Annotated in this window: 23 protein-coding genes; 9 read left to right on the top strand and 14 right to left on the bottom strand. The window is 66.3% G+C overall.

Features of this window, described 5'->3' with window-relative positions; all coding sequences use genetic code 11:
* Positions 1-2: 2 nt before the first annotated feature.
* From ccmB to ACFPPA_RS10170, 12 genes are all read right to left on the bottom strand, one after another.
* Positions 3-689 (bottom strand): heme exporter protein CcmB, encoded by a 687-nt coding sequence (gene ccmB, locus ACFPPA_RS10225; RefSeq protein ID WP_377319666.1) that lies wholly within the window; start codon positions 687-689, stop codon positions 3-5.
* On the bottom strand, positions 686-1,321 hold the full coding sequence (gene ccmA / locus ACFPPA_RS10220) for a cytochrome c biogenesis heme-transporting ATPase CcmA (protein ID WP_377319665.1): 636 nt from the start codon (positions 1,319-1,321) through the stop codon (positions 686-688). Before ccmA ends, ccmB begins: the two co-directional genes overlap by 4 nt.
* Before the next feature lie 61 nt (positions 1,322-1,382).
* Complete coding sequence (locus ACFPPA_RS10215; RefSeq protein WP_377319664.1) at positions 1,383-1,790, bottom strand: DUF3293 domain-containing protein; 408 nt, start codon at positions 1,788-1,790, stop codon at positions 1,383-1,385.
* Positions 1,783-3,186 carry an FAD-dependent oxidoreductase gene (locus tag ACFPPA_RS10210; RefSeq protein ID WP_377319663.1) on the bottom strand — a complete coding sequence of 468 codons (1,404 nt, stop codon included), beginning with the start codon at positions 3,184-3,186 and terminating at the stop codon, positions 1,783-1,785. The genes ACFPPA_RS10215 and ACFPPA_RS10210 overlap by 8 nt, the downstream gene beginning before the upstream one ends.
* Positions 3,187-3,273: 87 nt before the next feature.
* A complete protein-coding gene (locus tag ACFPPA_RS10205) occupies positions 3,274-4,698 on the bottom strand; it encodes a peptide MFS transporter (RefSeq protein WP_377319662.1) in 1,425 nt (474 codons plus the stop codon).
* A gap of 124 nt (positions 4,699-4,822) precedes the next feature.
* A complete protein-coding gene (gene phbB / locus ACFPPA_RS10200) occupies positions 4,823-5,584 on the bottom strand; it encodes an acetoacetyl-CoA reductase (RefSeq protein ID WP_377319661.1) in 762 nt (253 codons plus the stop codon).
* Positions 5,585-5,700: 116 nt separating this feature from the next.
* Positions 5,701-6,198 carry a polyhydroxyalkanoate synthesis repressor PhaR gene (gene phaR / locus ACFPPA_RS10195; RefSeq protein ID WP_377319660.1) on the bottom strand — a complete coding sequence of 166 codons (498 nt, stop codon included), beginning with the start codon at positions 6,196-6,198 and terminating at the stop codon, positions 5,701-5,703.
* A gap of 80 nt (positions 6,199-6,278) precedes the next feature.
* Positions 6,279-7,832, bottom strand: a complete 1,554-nt coding sequence (locus tag ACFPPA_RS10190) for a DHA2 family efflux MFS transporter permease subunit (RefSeq protein WP_377319659.1) — start codon at positions 7,830-7,832, stop codon at positions 6,279-6,281.
* Positions 7,833-7,842: 10 nt separating this feature from the next.
* Positions 7,843-9,045, bottom strand: a complete 1,203-nt coding sequence (locus ACFPPA_RS10185; RefSeq protein WP_377319658.1) for an HlyD family secretion protein — start codon at positions 9,043-9,045, stop codon at positions 7,843-7,845.
* On the bottom strand, positions 9,032-10,513 hold the full coding sequence (locus tag ACFPPA_RS10180; protein ID WP_377319657.1) for an efflux transporter outer membrane subunit: 1,482 nt from the start codon (positions 10,511-10,513) through the stop codon (positions 9,032-9,034). The genes ACFPPA_RS10185 and ACFPPA_RS10180 overlap by 14 nt, the downstream gene beginning before the upstream one ends.
* An 11-nt stretch (positions 10,514-10,524) precedes the next feature.
* Positions 10,525-11,049, bottom strand: a complete 525-nt coding sequence (locus ACFPPA_RS10175) for a MarR family winged helix-turn-helix transcriptional regulator (RefSeq protein WP_377319656.1) — start codon at positions 11,047-11,049, stop codon at positions 10,525-10,527.
* Between the two features lie 94 nt (positions 11,050-11,143).
* Positions 11,144-11,923: a TatD family hydrolase gene (locus ACFPPA_RS10170; protein WP_377319655.1), complete on the bottom strand. Its 780-nt coding sequence runs from the start codon at positions 11,921-11,923 to the stop codon at positions 11,144-11,146.
* Between the two features lie 173 nt (positions 11,924-12,096).
* Here ACFPPA_RS10170 and ACFPPA_RS10165 point away from each other — a divergent pair, with 173 nt between their 5' ends.
* Positions 12,097-12,666 carry a glycine zipper 2TM domain-containing protein gene (locus tag ACFPPA_RS10165; RefSeq protein ID WP_377319654.1) on the top strand — a complete coding sequence of 190 codons (570 nt, stop codon included), beginning with the start codon at positions 12,097-12,099 and terminating at the stop codon, positions 12,664-12,666.
* A gap of 28 nt (positions 12,667-12,694) precedes the next feature.
* Positions 12,695-13,198 (top strand): outer membrane lipoprotein, encoded by a 504-nt coding sequence (locus ACFPPA_RS10160; protein WP_377319653.1) that lies wholly within the window; start codon positions 12,695-12,697, stop codon positions 13,196-13,198.
* 91 nt (positions 13,199-13,289) lie between these two features.
* On the opposite strand, the gene ACFPPA_RS10155 is transcribed toward ACFPPA_RS10160, so the two are convergent.
* Positions 13,290-13,724 carry a cell wall hydrolase gene (locus tag ACFPPA_RS10155; protein ID WP_377319652.1) on the bottom strand — a complete coding sequence of 145 codons (435 nt, stop codon included), beginning with the start codon at positions 13,722-13,724 and terminating at the stop codon, positions 13,290-13,292.
* A 476-nt stretch (positions 13,725-14,200) separates the two neighbouring features.
* The gene (gene ygfZ / locus ACFPPA_RS10150) at positions 14,201-15,004 is read right to left on the bottom strand and encodes a CAF17-like 4Fe-4S cluster assembly/insertion protein YgfZ (protein ID WP_377319651.1); all 804 of its coding nucleotides are present in this window, start codon (positions 15,002-15,004) and stop codon (positions 14,201-14,203) included.
* A 133-nt stretch (positions 15,005-15,137) separates the two neighbouring features.
* On the opposite strand from ygfZ, the gene ACFPPA_RS10145 reads away from it, so the two are divergent.
* The 7 genes from ACFPPA_RS10145 to ACFPPA_RS10115 all read left to right on the top strand — a co-directional run bounded on the left by ACFPPA_RS10145 (position 15,138) and on the right by ACFPPA_RS10115 (position 19,806).
* Complete coding sequence (locus ACFPPA_RS10145) at positions 15,138-15,305, top strand: DUF1674 domain-containing protein (RefSeq protein WP_377319650.1); 168 nt, start codon at positions 15,138-15,140, stop codon at positions 15,303-15,305.
* A gap of 86 nt (positions 15,306-15,391) precedes the next feature.
* Complete coding sequence (gene sdhC, locus ACFPPA_RS10140; RefSeq protein WP_377319649.1) at positions 15,392-15,787, top strand: succinate dehydrogenase, cytochrome b556 subunit; 396 nt, start codon at positions 15,392-15,394, stop codon at positions 15,785-15,787.
* Positions 15,784-16,188, top strand: coding sequence for a succinate dehydrogenase, hydrophobic membrane anchor protein (gene sdhD / locus ACFPPA_RS10135; RefSeq protein ID WP_377319648.1), 405 nt, complete (start codon positions 15,784-15,786; stop codon positions 16,186-16,188). The genes sdhC and sdhD overlap by 4 nt, the downstream gene beginning before the upstream one ends.
* A 19-nt stretch (positions 16,189-16,207) precedes the next feature.
* Positions 16,208-17,995 carry a succinate dehydrogenase flavoprotein subunit gene (sdhA, locus tag ACFPPA_RS10130; RefSeq protein ID WP_377319647.1) on the top strand — a complete coding sequence of 596 codons (1,788 nt, stop codon included), beginning with the start codon at positions 16,208-16,210 and terminating at the stop codon, positions 17,993-17,995.
* A gap of 95 nt (positions 17,996-18,090) precedes the next feature.
* Complete coding sequence (locus tag ACFPPA_RS10125; protein WP_377319646.1) at positions 18,091-18,873, top strand: succinate dehydrogenase iron-sulfur subunit; 783 nt, start codon at positions 18,091-18,093, stop codon at positions 18,871-18,873.
* 269 nt (positions 18,874-19,142) lie between these two features.
* Positions 19,143-19,397, top strand: a complete 255-nt coding sequence (locus ACFPPA_RS10120; protein ID WP_377319645.1) for an FAD assembly factor SdhE — start codon at positions 19,143-19,145, stop codon at positions 19,395-19,397.
* Positions 19,369-19,806, top strand: a complete 438-nt coding sequence (locus ACFPPA_RS10115; protein ID WP_377319644.1) for a protein YgfX — start codon at positions 19,369-19,371, stop codon at positions 19,804-19,806. Before ACFPPA_RS10120 ends, ACFPPA_RS10115 begins: the two co-directional genes overlap by 29 nt.
* The last annotated feature ends 53 nt before the right edge of the window (positions 19,807-19,859 follow it).

Here is a 19,859-nt window from a genome sequence, read left to right as displayed (position 1 = left end):
CGTCAGGCGTCCAGGGCGATACGGAGGGCGGCCGCGCAGGCCAGGGGGGCCAGGACCATGGCCAGGACCAGTGCGGCTCCGAGCCAGGCGAGAGGCGCAATCCATGGCAATCCCTGCTGCGCGGCGGCCACGGCACCCGCGGCGAAGATCACCGCGGGCACGCACAGCGGCAGCAGCATCAGGGCGAGAAGCATACCAGAGCGCCGGGTGCCGGCCGTCAGCGCCACCAGCACCGCGCCGAGCAGGCTGAGCAGCGGCGTGGCCAGCAGCAGGGCCAGCAGCAGCACCGGAATCACCGCGCCGGGCAGGTGCAGCATCGCGGCCAGCAGCGGAGCGATCACGATCAGCGGCAGCGCCGTGGTCATCCAGTGGGCGAGGATCTTCATGCCCATCATCAGCGCCAGCGGTTGCGGCGCCAGCACCAGTTGCTCCAGCGAGCCATCCTCGACATCGCTGGAGAACATCGCGTCCAGCGCCAGCAGCATCGCCAGCAGCACCGTCACCAGCACCACGCCGCCGGCGATGCGCTGCAGCAGCGTGTCTTCCGGTCCCAGCGCGAACGGAAACAGCATCGTCACGATCACCGCGTACAGCACCGGCATCGCGATGTCGCCGCGCCGGCGCCAGGCCAGTGTGAGGTCGCGTCGAAGCATCGCCGCGCAGGCGGCGGCCAGGCCGGGGCGCGTCATGCGTGGATCCGGATGTGGCGCGGTTCGCCGCCATGGAAGCTCACCGCGCCGTGACTGGTCACCAGCGCCGCGCCGCCGGCGGCGAGGTGCTTCTCCAGCAGACGGTTGACCAGCGCGATGCCGATGCGGTCAAGGTTTGCGTACGGCTCGTCCAGGAGCCACAACGAGGCCGGCAGCAACAGCAGGCGGGCCAGCGCGACCCGCTTCTTCTGGCCGGCGGACAGTCGCCGCACGGGTTCGTCCTCGAAGCCGCCCAGACCGATTTCGTCCAGCACGGAGGCGATGCCGGAGCCGTCGCGGTAGCCGTTCAGGCCGGCTGCGATCAGCAGGTTTTCACGCGGGTTCAGGTCGGCCTTGAGGCCGAGTTGGTGGCCGAGGAACAGGATCTCGCCGATGCAGTCGTCCCGCTGCATCGGCTTGCCACGCCAGAACAGTTCGCCGGCGCCCACGTGCAGCAGGCCGGCAAGGATGCGCATCAAGGTGGTCTTGCCGCTGCCGTTGTCGCCCTCGATCAGCGCCAGTTCGCCGGCATCCAGCTGGAAATCGATCGGCGCGAACACCGGTTCGTCCTGGCGCAGGAAGCTCAACGCACGTGCTTCGAGCAGGGGCACAGAGGGAGTCGTGGCAATCATTGCCGCGATTGTCCGCAATGCCGATGGCGCTTGTCCATGCGGCGCGCTGCCGCTGGCCCGGTCATTCCAGCAGTCGCAACAGGGCGATGCCGTCGGCGTGGCCATGGACGTAGGCCAGTTGTGCGTGGTCGCGGGACAGGCGATCCAGCACCGCGACGTCCGCTCCGATCGCGAACAGGCTCGGTTCGGCCCAGCCGCTGGTGCCGACACCGAGGGCCGCGTAGACGTCGACATCCGGCCGGTTCTTCAGGGCGCTCAGCAACTCGTGTTGCGCGGCCAGGTTTTCCGCGGCGGGGCGCCTGCGTGCCTGCGGGTTCCAGGCCGTGATGAAGCCCCACGGACGCGCACCGACAACGGAGACGAGTTCGCGGGGCAACGGCAGGTCGACGCGTATCGTCGCCCAGGTCACCGTGTCCAGGCTGACGTAGTAGGCCGTGGCGCGGAACGCCTCGAGCAGGAACTCATCCATGCCGCAGGGCCGGCAACGGCGCCAGGCTGGACCGGAACAGCCGCGCCGCTGCATCGAGATCGATGTCCGCCACCCGCGGCACATCGCGCAGCAGCTGTTCCAGCAAGGCATCCTGGGCACGGCCGCGCTCCAGCGCGTAGGCGTAGGGCACATGGGTGAACGTGACCAGCCGATAGCGCGCCATGTAGTGCCCGGGGATCCGCGCCGCCAGCAAGGCGCCCAGTTCGCGCTTGGCCAGGTAGTGCGGGTCGGCGACCGAGTCGCGCATCTCGATGTAGTTTTCCAGCGCCATCGTGGCGATGGCGTCCGCGTTGGGCTGGCGCACGCGCTGGAACTCGGCGAACACCTCGGCGCTGTCGTCCGGCGCCGCCGCCAGCAGATTCGCCAGCACCACGGTGTCCTCGAAGCCGCAATTCATGCCCTGGCCATGGAACGGCACGATCGCGTGGGCGGCGTCGCCCACCAGCAGCGCGCGCCCGTCCAGGTGCCAGCGTTGCAGGTACAGCGTCGACAGGGTGCCCACCGGGTTGTGGTCGTAGTCTTCGCTGAAACGCGGCAGCAGCGGCAGCAGGCCGGGGAACTGCTCGCTGAAGAAGGCGGCGGCGCTGGCCGCGTCGGGCAGGGTGGCGAAACTCGGTGCGGCCCCCTGGGCGGGCAGGAACAGGGTGACGGTGAAGCTGCCCTCGGTGTTCGGCAGGGCGATGCACATGTAGCCACCGCGTGGCCAGATATGCAGTGCGTTGGGCTCCAGTGCGAACTGGTCGTGGCCGCCGCTGAGCTGCAACACGGCGGACGGCAGTTCGCCGGCGGGCGGAATCTCCAGCTCCTTGTAGCCATGGCCGAGCGATTCGATCCGCTCGCCCAACGGCGTGTGTGCATTCATCGCCGCGCGCAGCGCCGAGCCGGCGCCGTCGGCACCGATCAGCATGCCGACCGGCATCTCCCGCACGACACCGGCGTCATCGGCGAGTCGAATGCGTCGCCGCTCGAAGTCGGCATCGACCAGCGACTGCCCGAAATGCATCGTCACTCCGGCGGCCTCGGCGGCGTCCAGCAGCAGCACGTTCAGCGCACCGCGGGAGACCGACCAGATCACCTCGCTGTCGTCGACACCGTAGCGCTGCAGGCCGCAGCTGCCGTCGATTCCATGCACCATGCGTCCGCGCATCATCACCGCATGCTGCAACACGTCGTCGGCCAGTCCGGCGCTGCGCAGGGCCTGCAGGCCACGCTCGGCCAGCGCCAGGTTGATCGAGCGACCGCCCCGAAATCCGGTGTGGCGGGGATCGGGCCGCTTCTCGAACAGTTCGACCGCAAAGCCACGTTGCGCCAGTTGCAGGGCGAGCAACGCGCCGACCAGTCCGCCGCCAATCAGGGTGATGGGTTGCTGCGCCATGCTGCGATCCATGTGGGGAATTCGCCCACTGTTCCGCAAGCCGCGGGAGACTGCAATCCCGGCGAGTGCGGCGAGGGCGCGGCTGGCTCAATCCGTCGATGCGTCGAGGATCGCCGGAGTCATGACCGGCCGGTCGGGGTTCGGCATACGCCGCGTTTCCGGGTCGTCGATCGCCAATGCCCGCATCAGCGGTCGTCTCAGCACGAATGCCAGCACGCCACCGAGGGACGCGATGCCGGCGTGCATGGCCCAGAAGGCGGTGGGCGTCATGCTTTCGTAGAAGCCGCCGAGCCAGCCGATGATCATGTTGGCGAGAAACAGCGACAGGAAGACCGCGCCCATCAGGGTCGCCTTGATCGACGCTGGCGCGGCGCGCGAGACCAGCGCGAGCAGGGTGGGCCAGTAGTACAGGAACGAAATGCCGAGGATCATGTCGTAGAGCAGCGGCACGATCACCGGGATGCGCGTGCCGAACAGGCAGGCCGCCACCAGCAGCAGGTTGGCCGCGGCGGCCATCCATGCGCCGGTGCCGATCTTGCCCAGGTCGTCCGGTTCGCGGCCGCGCGCGGCCTGGCGTCGCCACAGCGCGAACAGGAGCGGCACGCCCATGATGCTGGCCAGCGGGTCGATCGAGTTGAACCAGGCTACCGGCACATGGAAGCCGAGCAGGTCCAGGTCGACGCTGCGGTTGATCCAGATCAGTGCCAGGTTGGTGTTCTGGTAATAGCTGACGCTCTGGAAGATCGTGATCGCGGAGACCACGGCCAATGCCCAGACGATGCGCCGTTGGCGACGATCGAGCGGCGCCTTCGCCTGTGTCGGGATCGCGCGGGGCCGGTCCCGCGGCAGGTAGCGGAAGCCGGCGATGTAGGTCAGCAGGCCGATCAGCATCAGCACCCCGGCCAGACCGAAGCCCGCGTGCCAGCCATAGAGCTGGGCCAGCAGGCCGCACGTCAACGGTCCGACCACCGCACCCACGTTGATGCCGATCGAGAAGATCGCGAACGCGCGGGTACGCCCTTCGCCGTCGGTTTCGGCGTAGAGCTCGCCGACCTGGGTCGAGATGTTGCCCTTCAGCAGGCCGCAGCCGACGATCAGCAGCAGCAGGGCCAGCAGGAACGAGGCATCGAACGCCATCGCCAGATGGCCCGCGCTCATCATCACCGCGCCGAGCATCACCGCGAGCCGACGGCCGATCCAGCGGTCGGCGACCCAGCCGCCGAGTACCGGCGTGAAGTAGACCAGGCCGGTGTACAGCCCCATGATCTGCGACGCCAGCGCCAGCGTGGTCATCGGTCCGAACACCGATTCCAGCGCGGAGCGGAATGTCGTGAAGCCCGCAATGTGCTCGACATGGCCCGGCAGCAGCAGCGCCTGGCTCATGTACAGCACCAGGATCGCGGTCATGCCGTAGTAGGAAAAACGCTCCCACGCTTCGGTGAAGCTCAGGTAGGCCAGGGCCATCGGCTGGCCCAGGAACCGGCGCGGCGGATCGATGTTTGCTGTGCTCATGGGTTCCCCGGAGGATGGTCGAGCCTAGTCCGAATCGGGACGCGATGTACACGGACCGCCAGCATCAGGGGGTCCGCCGTCGGCGTTCGCGTTCCGAGGGTGGAGGGCACGCGGCGCCGGCCCTTCAGAAGCTCATGAAATAGCCGCCGTTGACCGGCAGGTCGGCCCCGGTGATGTATCCGGCATCGTCGGCGGCCAGGAACTTCACCGCGCGGGCGATATCCGCGGGCGAGCCGAGCCGGCCGACCGGGATGTCCGCGATGATCTGGGCGCGGATCTCGGCGGATACGGCCGCGACCATCGGGGTGTCGCAATAGCCCGGGGACACGGTGTTGACGGTGACGCCCTTGCGCGCGGTCTCGCGCGCCAGCGCCATGCCGAAACCGTGCACGCCGGCCTTGGCGGCGGAATAGTTGGTCTGGCCGAACTGGCCGGTCTGGCCGTTCACCGAACTGATGTTGACGATGCGACCAAAGCCGCGCGAGGTCATGCCATCGACCACGTTGCGGCACATGTTGAACACGCCGTCGAGGTTGACCCGCATCAGTTCCTGCCATTGCTGCGGCGACATCTTGCGCAGGCTGGCGTCGCGGGTGATGCCGGCGGCGTTGACCAGGATGTCGAGACTGCCGTGTCGCTGCTCGATGCGCGCGGTCAGCTGCTGGCAGCTGTCGAAGTCGGTGACGTCGACCGGCTCGAACGTGATGGCGCCGTCCAGCGCGGCCACTTCCCGCTCGAATGCCTCGACGCGCTCCGCACGCGCCGGCAGATCCACCGCGATCACCCGGCGACCGGCCTGCGCCAGCTGCCGGCAGATTTCCGTGCCGAGCCCGCCGATGCCGCCGGTCACCAATGCAACGCGCTTTGCCGATTCGGTCTGGTTCATGGATGTTCAGTTCGCAGGCAAGTTCATGCCGCAGGACAGCACAGGTCGTGCTGCCGCGGTCGGTAAGAGGAGGGATGGCCGGTGGCGGGCGAATGCGCGCCGCCGGCGGGCCGGTATCAGCCGGGCTTCTTGCCGCCGCGGGAAGCGCTGGTCGGCGTCGGCATCACCTTGGCGGCGGTGTCGATCAGGCCGCGCTGCATCGCCTGGAACGCGGCCAGGTTGCGCTCGGTCAGGTCATTCAGCGTGTTCCACGGGGTCTGCCCCATGAGGCTGTTGAGCTGGCTGCGGAACTGCGTCTGCTGATCGAGGAACACCTGCAGGCTGCGCTCCAGATAAGGCCCCATGAAGCCCTGCAACGAATCGCCGTAGAACCGGATGATCTGGCTGAGCAACTGCGGCGACAGCATCGGCTGCCCCTTGTCCTCGTGCTCGGAGATGATCTGCAGCAGCACCGAACGGGTCAGATCCTCGCCGCTCTTGGCATCGCGGACCTCGAAATCCTCGTTGTCCATGACCAGCTGGCGGACTTCCTCCAGCGTGATGTAGCTGGAGATTTCCGTGTCGTAAAGACGCCGGTTCGGGTACTTCTTGATGGTGCGTTTTGTCTGAGCCATGCGGCGCAAGCTAGCAGAAGATATTGCGCCGCACCAGTGATCGGCCGGGATTCATGCTGCGGCGGCGGACCGCAGCAATCTCAATGGCCGACGGCTCCGCCGGCGCTGCCGAACGGCGGCCTGGCAAACCACAACAGCGGAATCAGCAGCACGAACAGGATCGAACACCCCAGGAAAACATCGTTGACCGCGAGGGTGAGTGACTCGCGCGTCAGCAGCTGGTTGATCACGCCCAGGCCCTCGGTGCGTGACATGCCGCTGTGGGTGAGTTGCTGCAGGAAGTGCGTGGCGGCCGGATGGGCCGCGGTGACGTTCTCGGTCAGGGTGGCGTGGTGAGTTTCGCCGCGATGCGACCAGAGCGTGACCATCACCGCCGTCGAGACACTCGAGCCCATCGTGCGGCAGAAGTTGGACAGGCCCGAGGCGCTGGCGATCTGATCCACCGGCAGGCCGGAAAGGTAGACCTGGTTCAGCGGGATGAAGAAGCACGGAATCGCCAGGCCCATCACGAAGCGCGGCACGATCAGGCTGGAGAACGAGGCGGAGCTGTCGAAGGTGGAGAACCAGTAGGCCGTCCCGGCGAACACCACGAACGCGAACGTCACCACCGCGCGCAGATCCAGCCGGTGCATGTTCCTGCCCAGCACCGGCGCGATCAGGAACGCCAGGATGCCGACCGGCGCCGTGGCCAGCCCGGCCCAGGTGGCGGTATAGCCGAGGGTGATCTGCAGCCACAGCGGGAACACCACGTTGATGCCGAAGAACGCGAACATGCCCAGCGACAGGCTGACCACGCCGACGGTGAAGTTGCGTTGCCGGAACAGCGACAGGTCCACCACCGGATGTTTGGCGTGCAGCTCCCATACGATCAGGAACGTCAGGCAGACCAGGGCGGTGAGGCCCAGGGTGAGGATCATCGGCGAGGAGAACCAGTCGTTGTCGTTGCCGTTGTCCAGCATGAACTGCAGCGCACCCACGCCGACCACCAGCAGGGCCAGGCCGATCATGTCGATCGGTGCCTTGGTGGTCTTCGTCTCGCGCTTGCGCAGCAGGCCCCAGGTGACCACGGCGGCGGCCAGTCCGACCGGCAGGTTGATGTAGAAGATCCACGGCCAGCTGAAATTGTCGGTGAGCCAGCCACCCAGGATCGGTCCGAAGATCGGCGCCACCACCACGGTCATCGCCCACAGCGCCAGCGCGATGCCCTGTTTCTCCTTCGGGTAGTTGGACAGCAGCAGGGTCAGCGACAGCGCCACCATCGGGCCGGAGCCGGCACCCTGCAGCAGGCGGCCGATCACCAGCATCGGCATGCTGGTGGCCAGCCCGCACAGCATCGAGAACACCACGAACAGCAGCACCGATGCCACGAAGGTCTTCACCTCGCCGAAGCGGCGCGCCAGCCAGCCGGTCAGCGGCTGCATGATCGCGCTGGCCAGGGCGTAGGAACTGATCGTCCAGGTCCCTTCGCTGGGACTGACGCCGAGGCTGCCGGCGATGTGCGGCACCGCGACGTTGACGATCGTCATGTCCAGCACTTCCATGAAGGTGCTGAAGGCGACGGCGATGGTCAGCAGCGCCAGCGGGGCACCGTGCAATGGTTTCAGCGGCGTGGCGTCGTTCGGCGAGGCGGCCATCGGTAGGGACTCAGTTCACTGCGGCGGCGTGCGGAAGATTGGCGCGGATGATCCGGTCGGCCTCGGCGCCGGCCTGGCTGGCCATCTGCTCGTAGACGTCGGTCTGCGCCACCGGCGGTTTTGTCGGCGTGCCGGCCAGCACGCCGCCCTTGTCGTTGCGGATGTCCACCGTGACGGCGGCCGACAGGCCGACCCGCAGCGGATGCCGGTCGAGTTCCCGGTTGTCCAGCGCGATGCGTACCGTCACCCGCTGCACCACCTTGATCCAGTTGCCGGTGGCGTTCTGCGCGGGCAGCAGCGAGAACACGCTGCCGGTGCCCGCGCCGATGCCGATCACCTTGCCGTGGTAGGTCACGTCGCTGCCGTAAAGATCCGAGACCACGCTGGCTGGCTGGCCGATGCGGATGTGGCGAAGCTGGCTTTCCTTGAAATTCGCATCGATCCACAGATCGTGCAGCGGGATCACGCTCATCAGCTGCTGGCCCGGCTGCACGCTGTTGCCCAGTTGCACGCTGCGCTGGGCGACGTAGCCGGATACCGGCGCATAGATCGCGTTGCGCTGGGCGGCGATCCAGGCCGCGCTGAAATTCGCGCGGGCCTGCAGCACGGCGGGATTCTGCGCGATCTCGGTGCCCTCGATGGCGGCATGGGCAGCGCCGGCCTGCGCTTCGGCGGCGGCCAGCGCGGCGCGTGCCTGCGCCACGCCATCGCGCAGGTGCTGCACGATCTCGGGCGACTCGGCATGCGCGGCGAGCAGCGGCAGGTGACGCTTCAGGTCGGCCTCGGCCTTGTCCAGGTCCACCCGGCTCGCGTTCACCCGTGCATCGGCGCCGCTGGCCGAGCTGGTCTGCTGGCGCACCTCGCGCACGGCCTGGGCCAGTGCACTGCGCGCCTGCTGCAGGCGCACCTTGGCGTCGGTGCTGTCCAGCTTCACCAGGATCTGGCCGGCGTCCACGTGCTGGGTGTCATCGGCGAGGATGGCCACCACGGTGCCCGGCACCTGGGCGGAAATCGCCACCTGGTTGCCGCCGACATAGGCATTGTCGGTCTTCTGGCGGGTGGAGAACACGAAGGTCCACAGCAGGAACCAGATCAGCCCGCCGAGAATGAACACGCTTGCCACGATCAGCAGGGCGCGGCGGCGCTTTCCGGGGTTCTTCGCGGCCATGCCGCTGTCGTTGGCGGCGGACTTGTCGGACTCAGTGGCGCTCATGGTCGGCGGCTCCGTCGGTAGCAATGGGGGAAGAGGGAAGGGTGGTGGCAGCGGGCGCCCGATAGCCGCCGCCGAGCGCCTTGATCAGGGTCAGGTCGGTGCTCAGCGCCTGCGCCTGCAGCTGGGTGGCGGCATCGCGCTGCTGCAGCAGCCGGGACTGGGCGAGGAGGCTTTCGCGGCCATCGCGCACCCCCTGGCGGGCACGCGCCTGTGCACTTGCCAGCAATTGCCGGTCGGCATCGAGCTGGACCTGTTGCTCGCGGCGGCGGCCGGCGATCTGTTCGGCACTCAGGGCCTGGGTCGCCACTTCACGCGCGGCACTCAGCACGGTGCCGTTGTATTGCGCCACCGCCGCATCGAGTCCGGCCTTGCTCAGGCCGTAGTTGGCCTGCAGCGAGCCCGCGCTGAAGATCGGCAGATGCAGTGCCGGGGTCAGCGCGAACACGCGGCTGCCGGGGGTCAGCAATTTGCCCAGGTCGATGCTGGACAGGCCGGCCAGGGCGCTGATGCTGATGTCGGGAAAGAACTCGGCGCGGGCGGCATCGGTCTTCTTCAGCGCGGCCTCGACCTGCCAGCGGCTGGCGGCGATGTCGGGGCGGCGGGCGATCAGGTCGAGACCGACATCGGCCGGCACGCCGCGATCCACCGACGGCAGCGGACGCACCTGCAGCGCCGGCAATTGCGCCGGCGCGATACCCAGCAGCGACGCAAGCGCGGCGCGGCGGATCCTGGCCGAGCCGTCCAGCGCCACGCGCATCTCCCGCACGCCGGCCAGTTCTGCCCTGGCTTTCTGCGCCTCGTCCGGCAGGTCCACGCCTTGTTTCACGCGCAGGTCCGCGATATCGGAAAATTGCTGCTGGGTGGCGAGCTGCCGATCGGCCAGTTGCAGGCGCGCCTGGTCCGCTTGCCAGCCAAAGTACGTATCGGCGACGGCGTATTCGATCGCCAGCGCGGCGGCGCTGCGCTGGGCTTCCGCCGCGTGTGCTTGATCCAGCGCGGCTTCCACCGTCGCCCGTTTCTTGCCCCACCAGTCGAAATCGTATTGCAGCTGCACCCCGAGGTCGGCCTGGTTGTACCAGCTGAAGCCGAGGAACTGGCTGGGAATCAGCCCGTGGTCACTCAGTCGCTGACGGGCGACCTGGGCGCTGCCATTGACCGTGAGGCCCAGCTGCGCCGCAGCCAGCCGGGCGGACTGCTCGGCGTTCTGCACGCGGCTCTGCGCCAGCGCGAGATCCGGCGATTGCCGCATCGCGCGATCCATCAAATCATCCAGCTGCGGATCGCCGTACTGACGCCACCACTGCGTTTCGGGCCAGCCGGCGCGGGTAGGCGCCTGCAAACCCGCCAGCGGGACATCGTCGCGCAACGTGGGTGAGCCGAGTCGGGCCGGTGCGCTGGCGCAGGCCGCCAGCAGCAGCGCGGTCGCCACGGTCAGCGCGGTGCGACCGCGGAGCAGGGCATGCGTCATCGGTGCTTCCTTCATGGAGGGGGGGCTTCGCTCAACTGATCCAGGTTGTCCGCCAGCTTGCGCAGCAGGTGGCTCAGCTGGCGCTTGTCGGTATCGCTGAATCCGGCAAACATGCCGTGGATACGCGGGAACATCGGCGGCAGCATCTGCTGCACGAGCCGCTGGCCGGCGGCGGTGATCCGGATCAATACGCGGCGCCGGTCCTCCTTGCTGGCCCCGCGGGTGATCAGGCCGCGCTTGACCAGCGCATTGCCGATACGGGTCATGTTGGTCGCGCCCTGGGTGGCGAATTCGCACAGTTCGCCCGGCGTCGAGCTGCCTTCGGGGCGGCTGTACAGGATCATCAGGGTGAGGAATTCGCTGTGATTGAGCTTGTGCGGCTTGAGCTTCGATTCCAGCCCTTCCTCCATGCTGCTGCCCACCATCAGCATCAGCCGGCTCAGTCGTGCTTCGACGGCAGGCAACTCCGGGATGATCTGGCTCACCCGTTCGATGCCCTCGTCCATCATCGCGATGCCGTTCTTCAGGCGTGCCATTTCACCAATTCATATTTCATCAATGAAGTAAAACATAGCAAACGGGCAAAGCGCTTGGCAAGTGCGGGGTGGCAGGGGGATGCCGGTGGCTTGCTCAGGCGGAGCGACGGTCAAGATCGAACAGGCGCCGCGCGTTGGCGCGGGTGGCGGTCGCGATATCCGCCTCCGGCTCGCCACGCAAGGCAGCCACGCAACGCAGTACCTCGGCGACGTATGCAGGCTCGTTGCGCTGGCCCCGGTGGGCAGCGCCCGGTTGATCCGGCGCATCGCTTTCCAGCAGCAGGAATTCGATCGGCATCTGCGCCACGATCCGACGCAGGCGCTGGGCCCGCTCGTAGGTGATCGGACCGCCGATGCCGAGGTGAAAGCCCATTTCCCACAGTTGCCTTGCCTGCTGCTCGCTGCCGGAAAAACTGTGCACCACGCCGCGCAGCCCGCCGGTCCGGCGCAGGGTCAGGCTCACTTCCTCCAGTGCGCCGCGCGCATGCACGATCACCGGCAGGTCGCGTTCGCGCGCCAGCTGCAGCTGGCGGACGAAATAGAGCCGCTGCAGCTCGTGATCCAGGCCGGCCACATGAAAGTCCAGGCCGATCTCGCCGACGGCGACGGCGCTGCCGTCATCGAGCCAAGAAGACAGTGCGTCCACATGGGCGGGCGCATGGTGGGGAAGAAATACCGGATGCAACCCGAAGGCGGGGTGTATCCGCGCATGGTTTGCGCACAACGCCCGGATCCGCGGCCAGCTGTCGATGTCGACGGCCGGCACGATCATCGTGTCCACGCCGGCCAGGGTGGCGCGCTCGATCACGGCGCCGCGGTCGATGGCGAATGCGGCATCGTCGAGATGGACATGGCTGTCGACGAGCTTGGGCATGCTGCGGTTTTCGTGCACTGGCAGAGAGTTCCGCGATGGGTACGTGAAGATAATGTAACGAGCGCGAGCTAGCTGGGATTCAGTTGCGCACAGGTTCAATGGGTGCGCAGATTATTGCGCCGGCGCCACGCCCGGGCATGAAAGCTACAAACAAACAGAGGAGAGGATGTCTGATGAACAAGTTGATGATCAATGTACTCAATATCGCTATCGCGGCGGCGCTGGTGACGGGCCTGTCGGCGTGCAACCGCAATGCCGACGCGGGTATCGCCAATGGTGCCGCGGATTCCGGCGCCGGAGTTGCGTACGGCAAGGTGGTCAGTGTCGACCCGGTGCATTCGACGGTGAACCATCCCAGGGAGGTTTGTCACGACGAGACGGTTACGCATACCGCTCCGCCCAAGGATGAGCACCGCATTGCCGGCACCGCGATCGGCGCGGTCGTGGGCGGCCTGGTAGGCCATCAGGTCGGTGGTGGCAAGGGCAAGACGCTGGCTACCGTGGCCGGTGCCGTCGGCGGTGGCTACGCGGGCAACCGCATCGAGGCCAGTCGCCAGCATGCCCAGGTAACCACCTCGGTCGAGCGCAAGTGCACCACGGTCAACAACACCAGCAGCAAGATCGTCGGCTACGACGTGCGCTACGTGTACAACGGGGTGACCCGTACGGTGCGCATGGATCACGATCCGGGCGACCGGGTGCAGGTGCAGGAAGGTGTTACCGCTGTCTCCGACGCACACTGAATCAACCGATCAAAACGGAAGTGACCTCATGAATGCATTTACTGGAAAGTTTGCCCTGGCGACCGCGATGACCGCGGGGCTGGCTCTCGCCGGCTGTGCCACCACGCCTTACGGCAACAGCAGCAATGGCGGCAATTACAACGGTAGCTATCAGGGCCAGCAGAACGGCTACTCCAATCGGAACGCGCGTTGCCAGACCTGTGGCGTGGTGCAGGAAGTGCAGCAGGTCTATGTGCAGGGCAGCGGTAATGGGGGCACGATCGGTGCAATCATCGGCGCGGTCGCTGGCGGTGTCCTCGGCAATACCGTCGGCAAGGGCGATGGTCGCAAGGCGGCTACGGTGGCTGGCGCGGTGGCCGGTGGCGTGGTCGGCAACCAGGTCGGCAAGCGCAGCGGCGGCGAGAGCACCGCATGGCGCATCGTGGTGCGACTGGACAACGGCCAGTATGCCACGGTGACGCAGCGCGAAGACCCCGGTGTCCGTAACGGTGATTACGTCGAAGTTCGTGGCGATCACGTCTACGCGCACTGATCATGATGTATTGATCTAGACGTCCAGACGTCCAAATGAAAAAGGCCATCGTGATGATGGCCTTTTTCATGTCTGCTCGAGCGGTAGCGGATCAGTTCACGGCGTAAAACGCATGATCGCCGATCGTCTTGCTGGGGCGATTGTGCGACCAGTACGGTGCGATGGCCGTTGTGGCGAAGTGATCGGCACGGGGCACCAGCATGTGGCGCTGCGCGACCGGCAGTTGCCAGTTGTGGATCGATCTTCCGGCGACTTTCCACGCCTTGCCGAAAGCATCGAGGTTGGTGATCTCGAAGGAGCCGGATGTGGTGGTGGTCGCAAATTGATGCGGCGCGGTCACCACCTTGCATACGGTGTTGCCGTAGTGTCCGCGATCGAGGCGGCGCAGCGCCACTTCGGCCACGGCCAGCTGGCCGACGATGGGCTCGCTGCGTGCTTCCAGATACACGGTAGTGGCCAGGCAAGCCTGGTCGGCTACGGGCTGGGGCATCAGGGATGTCAGCCACAACAGCATGGAAAGTTTCATTGTTCTGCCTCCAACGTGCTGTACGCGCAAAGCAGACTGCAGGCTTTGTGCGCCATTGCGGTGGACGGGCGGGCAGGCCGTTCCACCTGGATCTGTCGCGATGACCGAAACTTGTGGTCATCACGCTTTGCCACGGGATTGTGGCGGTTCGAGCGGCGGTTCGATGCCGTTCGGGAACTGGTGTTGCATTGGCGTTGCGCGAGCCGGATCGGCCGTGTTGCCTGCAACTGATGCGCATTCGTTGGATGCAAATGCGTTATGCCATCCGACGATGTTCTGTCGGGTCGCGCCGATTCGGACTCTTCCGATTCGTCGCGTACTTCGGCACCCCGTGTCATGGATGCCGCGATATTCGATCGGCGGAGCCTAGTGGCGGATGTCGCCGCTGGCAAGTGCCGTGCTGCTGGAGTTTAACCGATGCTCACAATCCATTGACAAGTGCCATCACGGGATTGATCGGCAGCCACATGCATCACTCATGCCGGCCATGATGTGCCGAGACCGATGACCAGGTGGTCGTCGAAACCGGAAAGGTATCCATCCGTTGCAAGGGTGACGACGTCATCGTTCAGCACGATGAGCGCTTCGACGGCATCGTCGGACTCGACGACGTCGATCACGCGACCGACCTCGCGATCGTTCATGCGCAACGTGTCTCCTGCGCTCGCCGCCTGCGACAATGTGCCGCTGTGCAGGTGTCGCTTGTGACCGCCGCGAAAATGCAGTCGTGCGACGATTTCCTGGCCGGGATAGCAGCCCTTGTCGACGGCAACCGCCTGCAGCCGCTGCAGTGACAGTGCAGCAGGCAGCAACTCACCCAGGGTCGATGCGGGCAGCCACGGCCAGCCTGCCTGCAGTTGTGTCAGGCGCCATGCGTCGTCGCCGGTTCCGGAGGTCATGATCCTGAGGCTGTGTGTTTCGCAGCCGAGTGAAATCGCGTCGCCGTCGTTGCTGATGGCATGCATGGCCTGCGCGGCCCCGCTCGCCAGCACGCGCGGTGGCAGCGCCGTCAGGCTGAGCTTCGAACGAAACACGAAGCGTTGCAGCGCGTCGACCATCGCCAAGGCATGGCCGCCGCGCAGCAGCAGCAGATAACGTTCCTCGTCGAGTCGCGCCAGATGGAACAGCGCCCGCACACGACCTTGTGGATCGAGCCACGCACTGAACTGCCACTGGCCGACGTCGAGCGAGTTGACCTTGCTGCTGAACTGGGCGTGCGCGAACGCCGCGGCGTCGGGGCCTTCGATCAACAGGGTTTCCGCGGGATGAGGGTTCGACATAGGCACTCATGAATTGGGGCGGGCGGGATCAAGCGCAAGTGCCCCTGGGTGGCCCTTGCCGCGCTGCTGAGGTCGTCGTCAATGGTTGTGCTGCTTTGGCGCAGGTATTAATCTTCGCAGGCTTACTAAAACCATGTCCGATACCTTCTCCTCAGCCGAGTCCACACCCGCTTCCGCTCCGACGGAAACGACTGCCGTGCCTGTCACGCCGGCGGGGGACAAGACGCAGGTGGAGCGACCGGCTCTGGATCCCACGCGTTATGGCGACTGGGAAAAGAACGGGCGCTGCATCGACTTCTGAACGACCACGGCGTTCGTCGCCGATTGCGTATCAGGCCAGGAACCGGTGCGGCAAGGACATCAGCGATTCCACTCAGGATAGCCGCCATGGCAGACACGCAACGACCGCTTTCTCCGCATCTGCAGATCTACAAGCGGCAAGTGCAGATGATGACTTCCATCGTGCACCGCGCCACGGGCATCGCCCTCGCCGTCGGCAGCCTGGTGGTCGTCGCCGGACTGATCCACCTCGCCGCCGGCGAGGAGAGCTTCAATCACTTCAGGAGCGTCGCCGGAAGCCCGGTGGGGATGATCCTGCTGCTGGGCTGGAGCTGGGCGCTGTTCTATCACCTGTGCAATGGCATCCGCCATCTGATCCAGGATGCCGGTGTCGGCTATGAAATTCCCCAGTTCGTGCGCTCCAGCTGGCTGTCGGTCGCCGGCAGCATCGTGCTTACCGCGCTGGTGTGGGCCTACGTATTGATGCAGGGAGGTGCCGCATGAGCGCAAAGGATGTCGTCGTGAAGGATCGGCGCAACCCGCTGAAGGTCGCCCGGGGCCTGGGCTCGTCACAGTCCGGCGTGGGTCACTGGTGGACCCAGCGGATGACCGCCGCGGCGCTGGTGCTGCTCGGCCTGTGGTTTGTCGTCACCGTGTTGTGCCTGCTGCATGCCGATTACGCCACCGCCCGTGCCACCGTGGCCAGGCCGTGGAATGCACTGCTGCTGATCGCGTTCGTGCTCACCATGTTCTGGCATGCCGTGCTCGGGCTGCAGGTGGTGATCGAGGACTACGTGCACACCCGCTGGAAGGAAGTCGTCCTGCTGGTGGCGATCAAGTTCCTCGCGGTACTCGGCGCGCTCGCAAGCGTGCTGGCCGTGCTGCGCATTGCGCTGACCCCATAAGACGCGAGGAAGAGGTTTCATGGAAAGCTACAAGATCCAGCAGCATCTGTATGACGTGATCGTGGTCGGCGCCGGTGGCGCGGGCCTGCGCGCCACGTTCGGCCTGGCCGAGAAGGGCCTCAAGGCCGCCTGCATCACCAAGGTGTTCCCGACCCGTTCGCATACGGTCGCGGCGCAGGGCGGCATCTCCGCTGCGCTCGGCAACATGGGCGAGGACGACTGGCGCTTCCATTTCTACGACACGATCAAGGGTTCCGACTGGCTCGGCGACCAGGACGCGATCGAGTACATGTGCAAGAACGCACCGGCCGCGATCATCGAGCTGGAACACTACGGTGTGCCGTTCTCGCGCACCGACGAGGGCAAGATCTACCAGCGCCCGTTCGGCGGCATGACCACGCATTACGGCAAGGGCACCGCGCAGCGCACCTGCGCCGCGGCCGACCGTACCGGTCACGCGATCCTGCATACGCTGTATCAGCAGGCACTGGCGCATGACGCCGCGTTCTTCGTCGAGTATTTCGCGATCGACCTGATCTTCGACGAGGAGGGTGTCTGCCGCGGTGTGCTGGCGCTGGACATGAACGAGGGCACGCTGCATTTTTTCCGTGGTCAGGCGGTGGTGCTGGCGACCGGCGGTTACGGCCGCGCCTACTTCAGCGCCACCTCGGCGCATACCTGCACCGGCGACGGCGGCGGCATGGTGCTGCGCGCGGGCCTGGCGCTGCAGGACATGGAGTTCGTGCAGTTCCATCCGACCGGCATCTACGGTGCCGGCTGCCTGATCACCGAGGGCGTGCGTGGTGAAGGCGGCTACCTCACCAATTCAGCCGGCGAGCGCTTCATGGAGCGTTATGCGCCGAGCGCGAAGGACCTGGCGTCGCGCGACGTGGTCAGCCGAGCGATGACGATCGAGATCCGTGAAGGCCGCGGCGTCGGCGAGAACAAGGACCACATCCATCTCAACCTGATGCATCTCGGCCCCGAGGTCATCAACGAGCGGCTGCCCGGCATCGCCGAGTCGGCGCGCATCTTCGCCGGCGTGGACGTCAGCAAGGAACCGATCCCGGTGCTGCCGACCGTGCACTACAACATGGGTGGCATCCCGACCAACTACCACGGCGAAGTCGTGCAGAAACGCGGCGACGACGTCGACGCGATCGTGCCCGGGCTGTTCGCCATCGGCGAGGCGGCCTGCGTGTCCGTGCATGGCGGCAACCGCCTGGGCTCGAACTCGCTGCTCGATCTGGTCGTGTTCGGTCGCGCGGTGGCGCATCGTTGTGCCGAGCTGATCCAGCCCGGTGCGGCGCACAAGGACCTGCCGGCCAACGTGCTGGACAAGTCGCTGGCCCGCTTCGACGCGCTGCGCAATGCCAAGGGCAGTACACCGACCGCAAAGATCCGCGCCGCGATGCAGCGCACGATGCAGAAGGATGCCGCGGTATTCCGCACCGGCGAAACGCTGGCCGAAGGCAAGCAGAAGATCTCCGAAGTGTTCGACATGTTCCAGGACGTCGGCGTCAGCGATCGCTCGCTGGTATGGAACTCCGATCTGGTCGAGACGCTGGAGCTGTCCAACCTGCTGGCACAGGCGGTGGCCACCATGCATTCGGCCGAGCAGCGTCCGGAAAGCCGCGGTGCTCATGCGCGCGAGGACTTCCCCGAGCGCGACGACGTCAACTGGATGAAGCACACCCTGGTGTGGGTCGACGAGGCCGGCAAGTCACGCTTCGATTTCCGCCCGGTGCACATGCAGCCGATGACCGACGAGGTCGAGGCCGTGCCGCCGGCGAAACGCGTCTACTGATCCACGGGCGGCCACGGCCGCGTCGTGGCGAGTGCATCATTAGGTTGTACGGTCGGGGCGCAAGCCCTCCTGCAGAAAGTTGAAGGGTTCAGCACATGGCAGAGTTTTCGCTACCGAAGAATTCCAAGATCCAGCCGGGCAAGCACTACCCGGCCAAGGATGCGAAGAAGCCGCGTACGTTCCGGATCTACCGCTGGTCGCCGGACGACGGACAGAACCCGCGCATCGACAGCTACGAGGTCGATCTGGCCGCGTGCGGTCCGATGGTTCTGGACGCGTTGCTGAAGATCAAGAACGAGATCGATCCCACGCTCACCCTGCGTCGTTCCTGCCGCGAAGGCATCTGCGGTTCGTGTGCGATGAACATCGACGGCACCAACACGCTGGCCTGTACCCGGGCGATCAGCGAGTGTGCCTCCGGCGACGTGAAGATCTACCCGCTGCCGCACATGCCGGTGGTGAAGGATCTGGTGCCCGACCTGACCCACTTCTACGCCCAGTTCGCCTCGATCAAGCCGTGGATCCGCACGCAGAGCCCTGCGCCGGATCGCGAGCGGCTGCAGTCGCCGGAAGAGCGCAAGAAGCTCGACGGCCTGTACGAATGCATCCTGTGCGCCTGCTGCTCGACCAGTTGCCCGAGCTACTGGTGGAACGGCGACAAGTACCTCGGCCCGGCGATCCTGCTGCAGGCCTATCGCTGGATCGTCGATACCCGCGATGAAGCCACAGGCGAGCGCCTGGACGACCTGGAAGATCCGTTCAAGCTGTATCGCTGCCATACGATCATGAACTGCACGCGCACCTGCCCGAAGGGTCTGAACCCGGCCAAGGCGATTGCCGAGATCAAGAAGCTGATGGTGGAACGGCGCAGCGCATGATGGATCGTCGCCACCACGTGGCGACACAGCATTACCTCTCCCCTTTGGGGAGAGGGCAGGGTGAGGGGCGGGTGCTCGCGGGGATGTCGGGCGGAGCTTCTTCTTGATGCAGGTGTCTCGCAAGATTGTCCCCTCACCTCAATCCTCTCCCCGCGGGGGAGAGGAGGCCAAGGCGGCTTCGCGGCGATGTTTCATTGGAGCGCCCTCACCTCAATCCTCTCCCCGCAGGGGAGAGCAGGCCAGGGAGGCGCTGCGCGCGGAGTCGTTTGATGAAAGCTGAAGATGCCCGTCTCAAGCGCCTGCGCTGGCGTGCCCGTCGCGGTACGCGGGAGCTCGACGCCCTGTTCGGCGGCTGGCTGGACGAATCCTTTGCCGACGCCGACGCAGCGCAGCAGCAGGCGTTCGACGAATTGCTCGACGCGCAGGATCCGGATCTGTGGGACTGGGTGATGGGGCATGCCCGGCCCGATCGGGCGGACTGGCAGGTGATCATCGATGACATCCGCGCCCGCCATCGGCTTTGAGTACCGGCCGTCGCGCCTGCTCCGGCGCACGATGATCCTGATGGCCGGGCTGGCCATGCTGGCGGTGCTGCTGTGTGCACTGGCGCCGTGGCTGAAGCTGCTGCTGGCGATCGTGGTGCTGCTGCCGACCTGGCGTTCGCTGCGGCGGATGCGCGCCACGCCGATCGTGGCCGCCGGCTGGAGCGCCGACAACGACTGGATGCTGCGCCTGGTCGATCAGGAGGACGTCCCCGCGAGGCTGGCCTCGTTCCGGGTGCTCGGTGTCTTCGTGCTGCTGCGTCTGCAGACGGCGGAACGGGGGGCGCAGATGCTGTTGCTGGCGCCGGACAACAGCGACGCGGACATTCGCCGGCGCCTGCGCATGCGGCTGGCGACCATGCAGCCGGGCGAGGCGCTGCCGCGGCTGTGACACAACGGCAACTTCGTCGACCCAGCGCGGTCCGATCGAATACCTGATAATGG

The organism is Rhodanobacter ginsengisoli, from assembly GCF_042657065.1.
Lineage (GTDB): Bacteria > Pseudomonadota > Gammaproteobacteria > Xanthomonadales > Rhodanobacteraceae > Rhodanobacter > Rhodanobacter ginsengisoli.
The sequence above is the reverse complement of the archived record's forward strand: the minus strand, read 5'-3'. Positions and strand labels throughout refer to the sequence as shown.

Coding starts and splice junctions, on each gene's coding strand:
- ccmB (WP_377319666.1), bottom strand. CDS start 689: ATGACGCGCCCCGGCCTGGCCGCCGCCTGCGCGGCGATGCTTCGACGC.
- ccmA (WP_377319665.1), bottom strand. CDS start 1,321: ATGATTGCCACGACTCCCTCTGTGCCCCTGCTCGAAGCACGTGCGTTG.
- ACFPPA_RS10215 (WP_377319664.1), bottom strand. CDS start 1,790: ATGGATGAGTTCCTGCTCGAGGCGTTCCGCGCCACGGCCTACTACGTC.
- ACFPPA_RS10210 (WP_377319663.1), bottom strand. CDS start 3,186: ATGGCGCAGCAACCCATCACCCTGATTGGCGGCGGACTGGTCGGCGCG.
- ACFPPA_RS10205 (WP_377319662.1), bottom strand. CDS start 4,698: ATGAGCACAGCAAACATCGATCCGCCGCGCCGGTTCCTGGGCCAGCCG.
- phbB (WP_377319661.1), bottom strand. CDS start 5,584: ATGAACCAGACCGAATCGGCAAAGCGCGTTGCATTGGTGACCGGCGGC.
- phaR (WP_377319660.1), bottom strand. CDS start 6,198: ATGGCTCAGACAAAACGCACCATCAAGAAGTACCCGAACCGGCGTCTT.
- ACFPPA_RS10190 (WP_377319659.1), bottom strand. CDS start 7,832: ATGGCCGCCTCGCCGAACGACGCCACGCCGCTGAAACCATTGCACGGT.
- ACFPPA_RS10185 (WP_377319658.1), bottom strand. CDS start 9,045: ATGAGCGCCACTGAGTCCGACAAGTCCGCCGCCAACGACAGCGGCATG.
- ACFPPA_RS10180 (WP_377319657.1), bottom strand. CDS start 10,513: ATGACGCATGCCCTGCTCCGCGGTCGCACCGCGCTGACCGTGGCGACC.
- ACFPPA_RS10175 (WP_377319656.1), bottom strand. CDS start 11,049: ATGGCACGCCTGAAGAACGGCATCGCGATGATGGACGAGGGCATCGAA.
- ACFPPA_RS10170 (WP_377319655.1), bottom strand. CDS start 11,923: ATGCCCAAGCTCGTCGACAGCCATGTCCATCTCGACGATGCCGCATTC.
- ACFPPA_RS10165 (WP_377319654.1), top strand. CDS start 12,097: ATGAACAAGTTGATGATCAATGTACTCAATATCGCTATCGCGGCGGCG.
- ACFPPA_RS10160 (WP_377319653.1), top strand. CDS start 12,695: ATGAATGCATTTACTGGAAAGTTTGCCCTGGCGACCGCGATGACCGCG.
- ACFPPA_RS10155 (WP_377319652.1), bottom strand. CDS start 13,724: ATGAAACTTTCCATGCTGTTGTGGCTGACATCCCTGATGCCCCAGCCC.
- ygfZ (WP_377319651.1), bottom strand. CDS start 15,004: ATGTCGAACCCTCATCCCGCGGAAACCCTGTTGATCGAAGGCCCCGAC.
- ACFPPA_RS10145 (WP_377319650.1), top strand. CDS start 15,138: ATGTCCGATACCTTCTCCTCAGCCGAGTCCACACCCGCTTCCGCTCCG.
- sdhC (WP_377319649.1), top strand. CDS start 15,392: ATGGCAGACACGCAACGACCGCTTTCTCCGCATCTGCAGATCTACAAG.
- sdhD (WP_377319648.1), top strand. CDS start 15,784: ATGAGCGCAAAGGATGTCGTCGTGAAGGATCGGCGCAACCCGCTGAAG.
- sdhA (WP_377319647.1), top strand. CDS start 16,208: ATGGAAAGCTACAAGATCCAGCAGCATCTGTATGACGTGATCGTGGTC.
- ACFPPA_RS10125 (WP_377319646.1), top strand. CDS start 18,091: ATGGCAGAGTTTTCGCTACCGAAGAATTCCAAGATCCAGCCGGGCAAG.
- ACFPPA_RS10120 (WP_377319645.1), top strand. CDS start 19,143: ATGAAAGCTGAAGATGCCCGTCTCAAGCGCCTGCGCTGGCGTGCCCGT.
- ACFPPA_RS10115 (WP_377319644.1), top strand. CDS start 19,369: ATGACATCCGCGCCCGCCATCGGCTTTGAGTACCGGCCGTCGCGCCTG.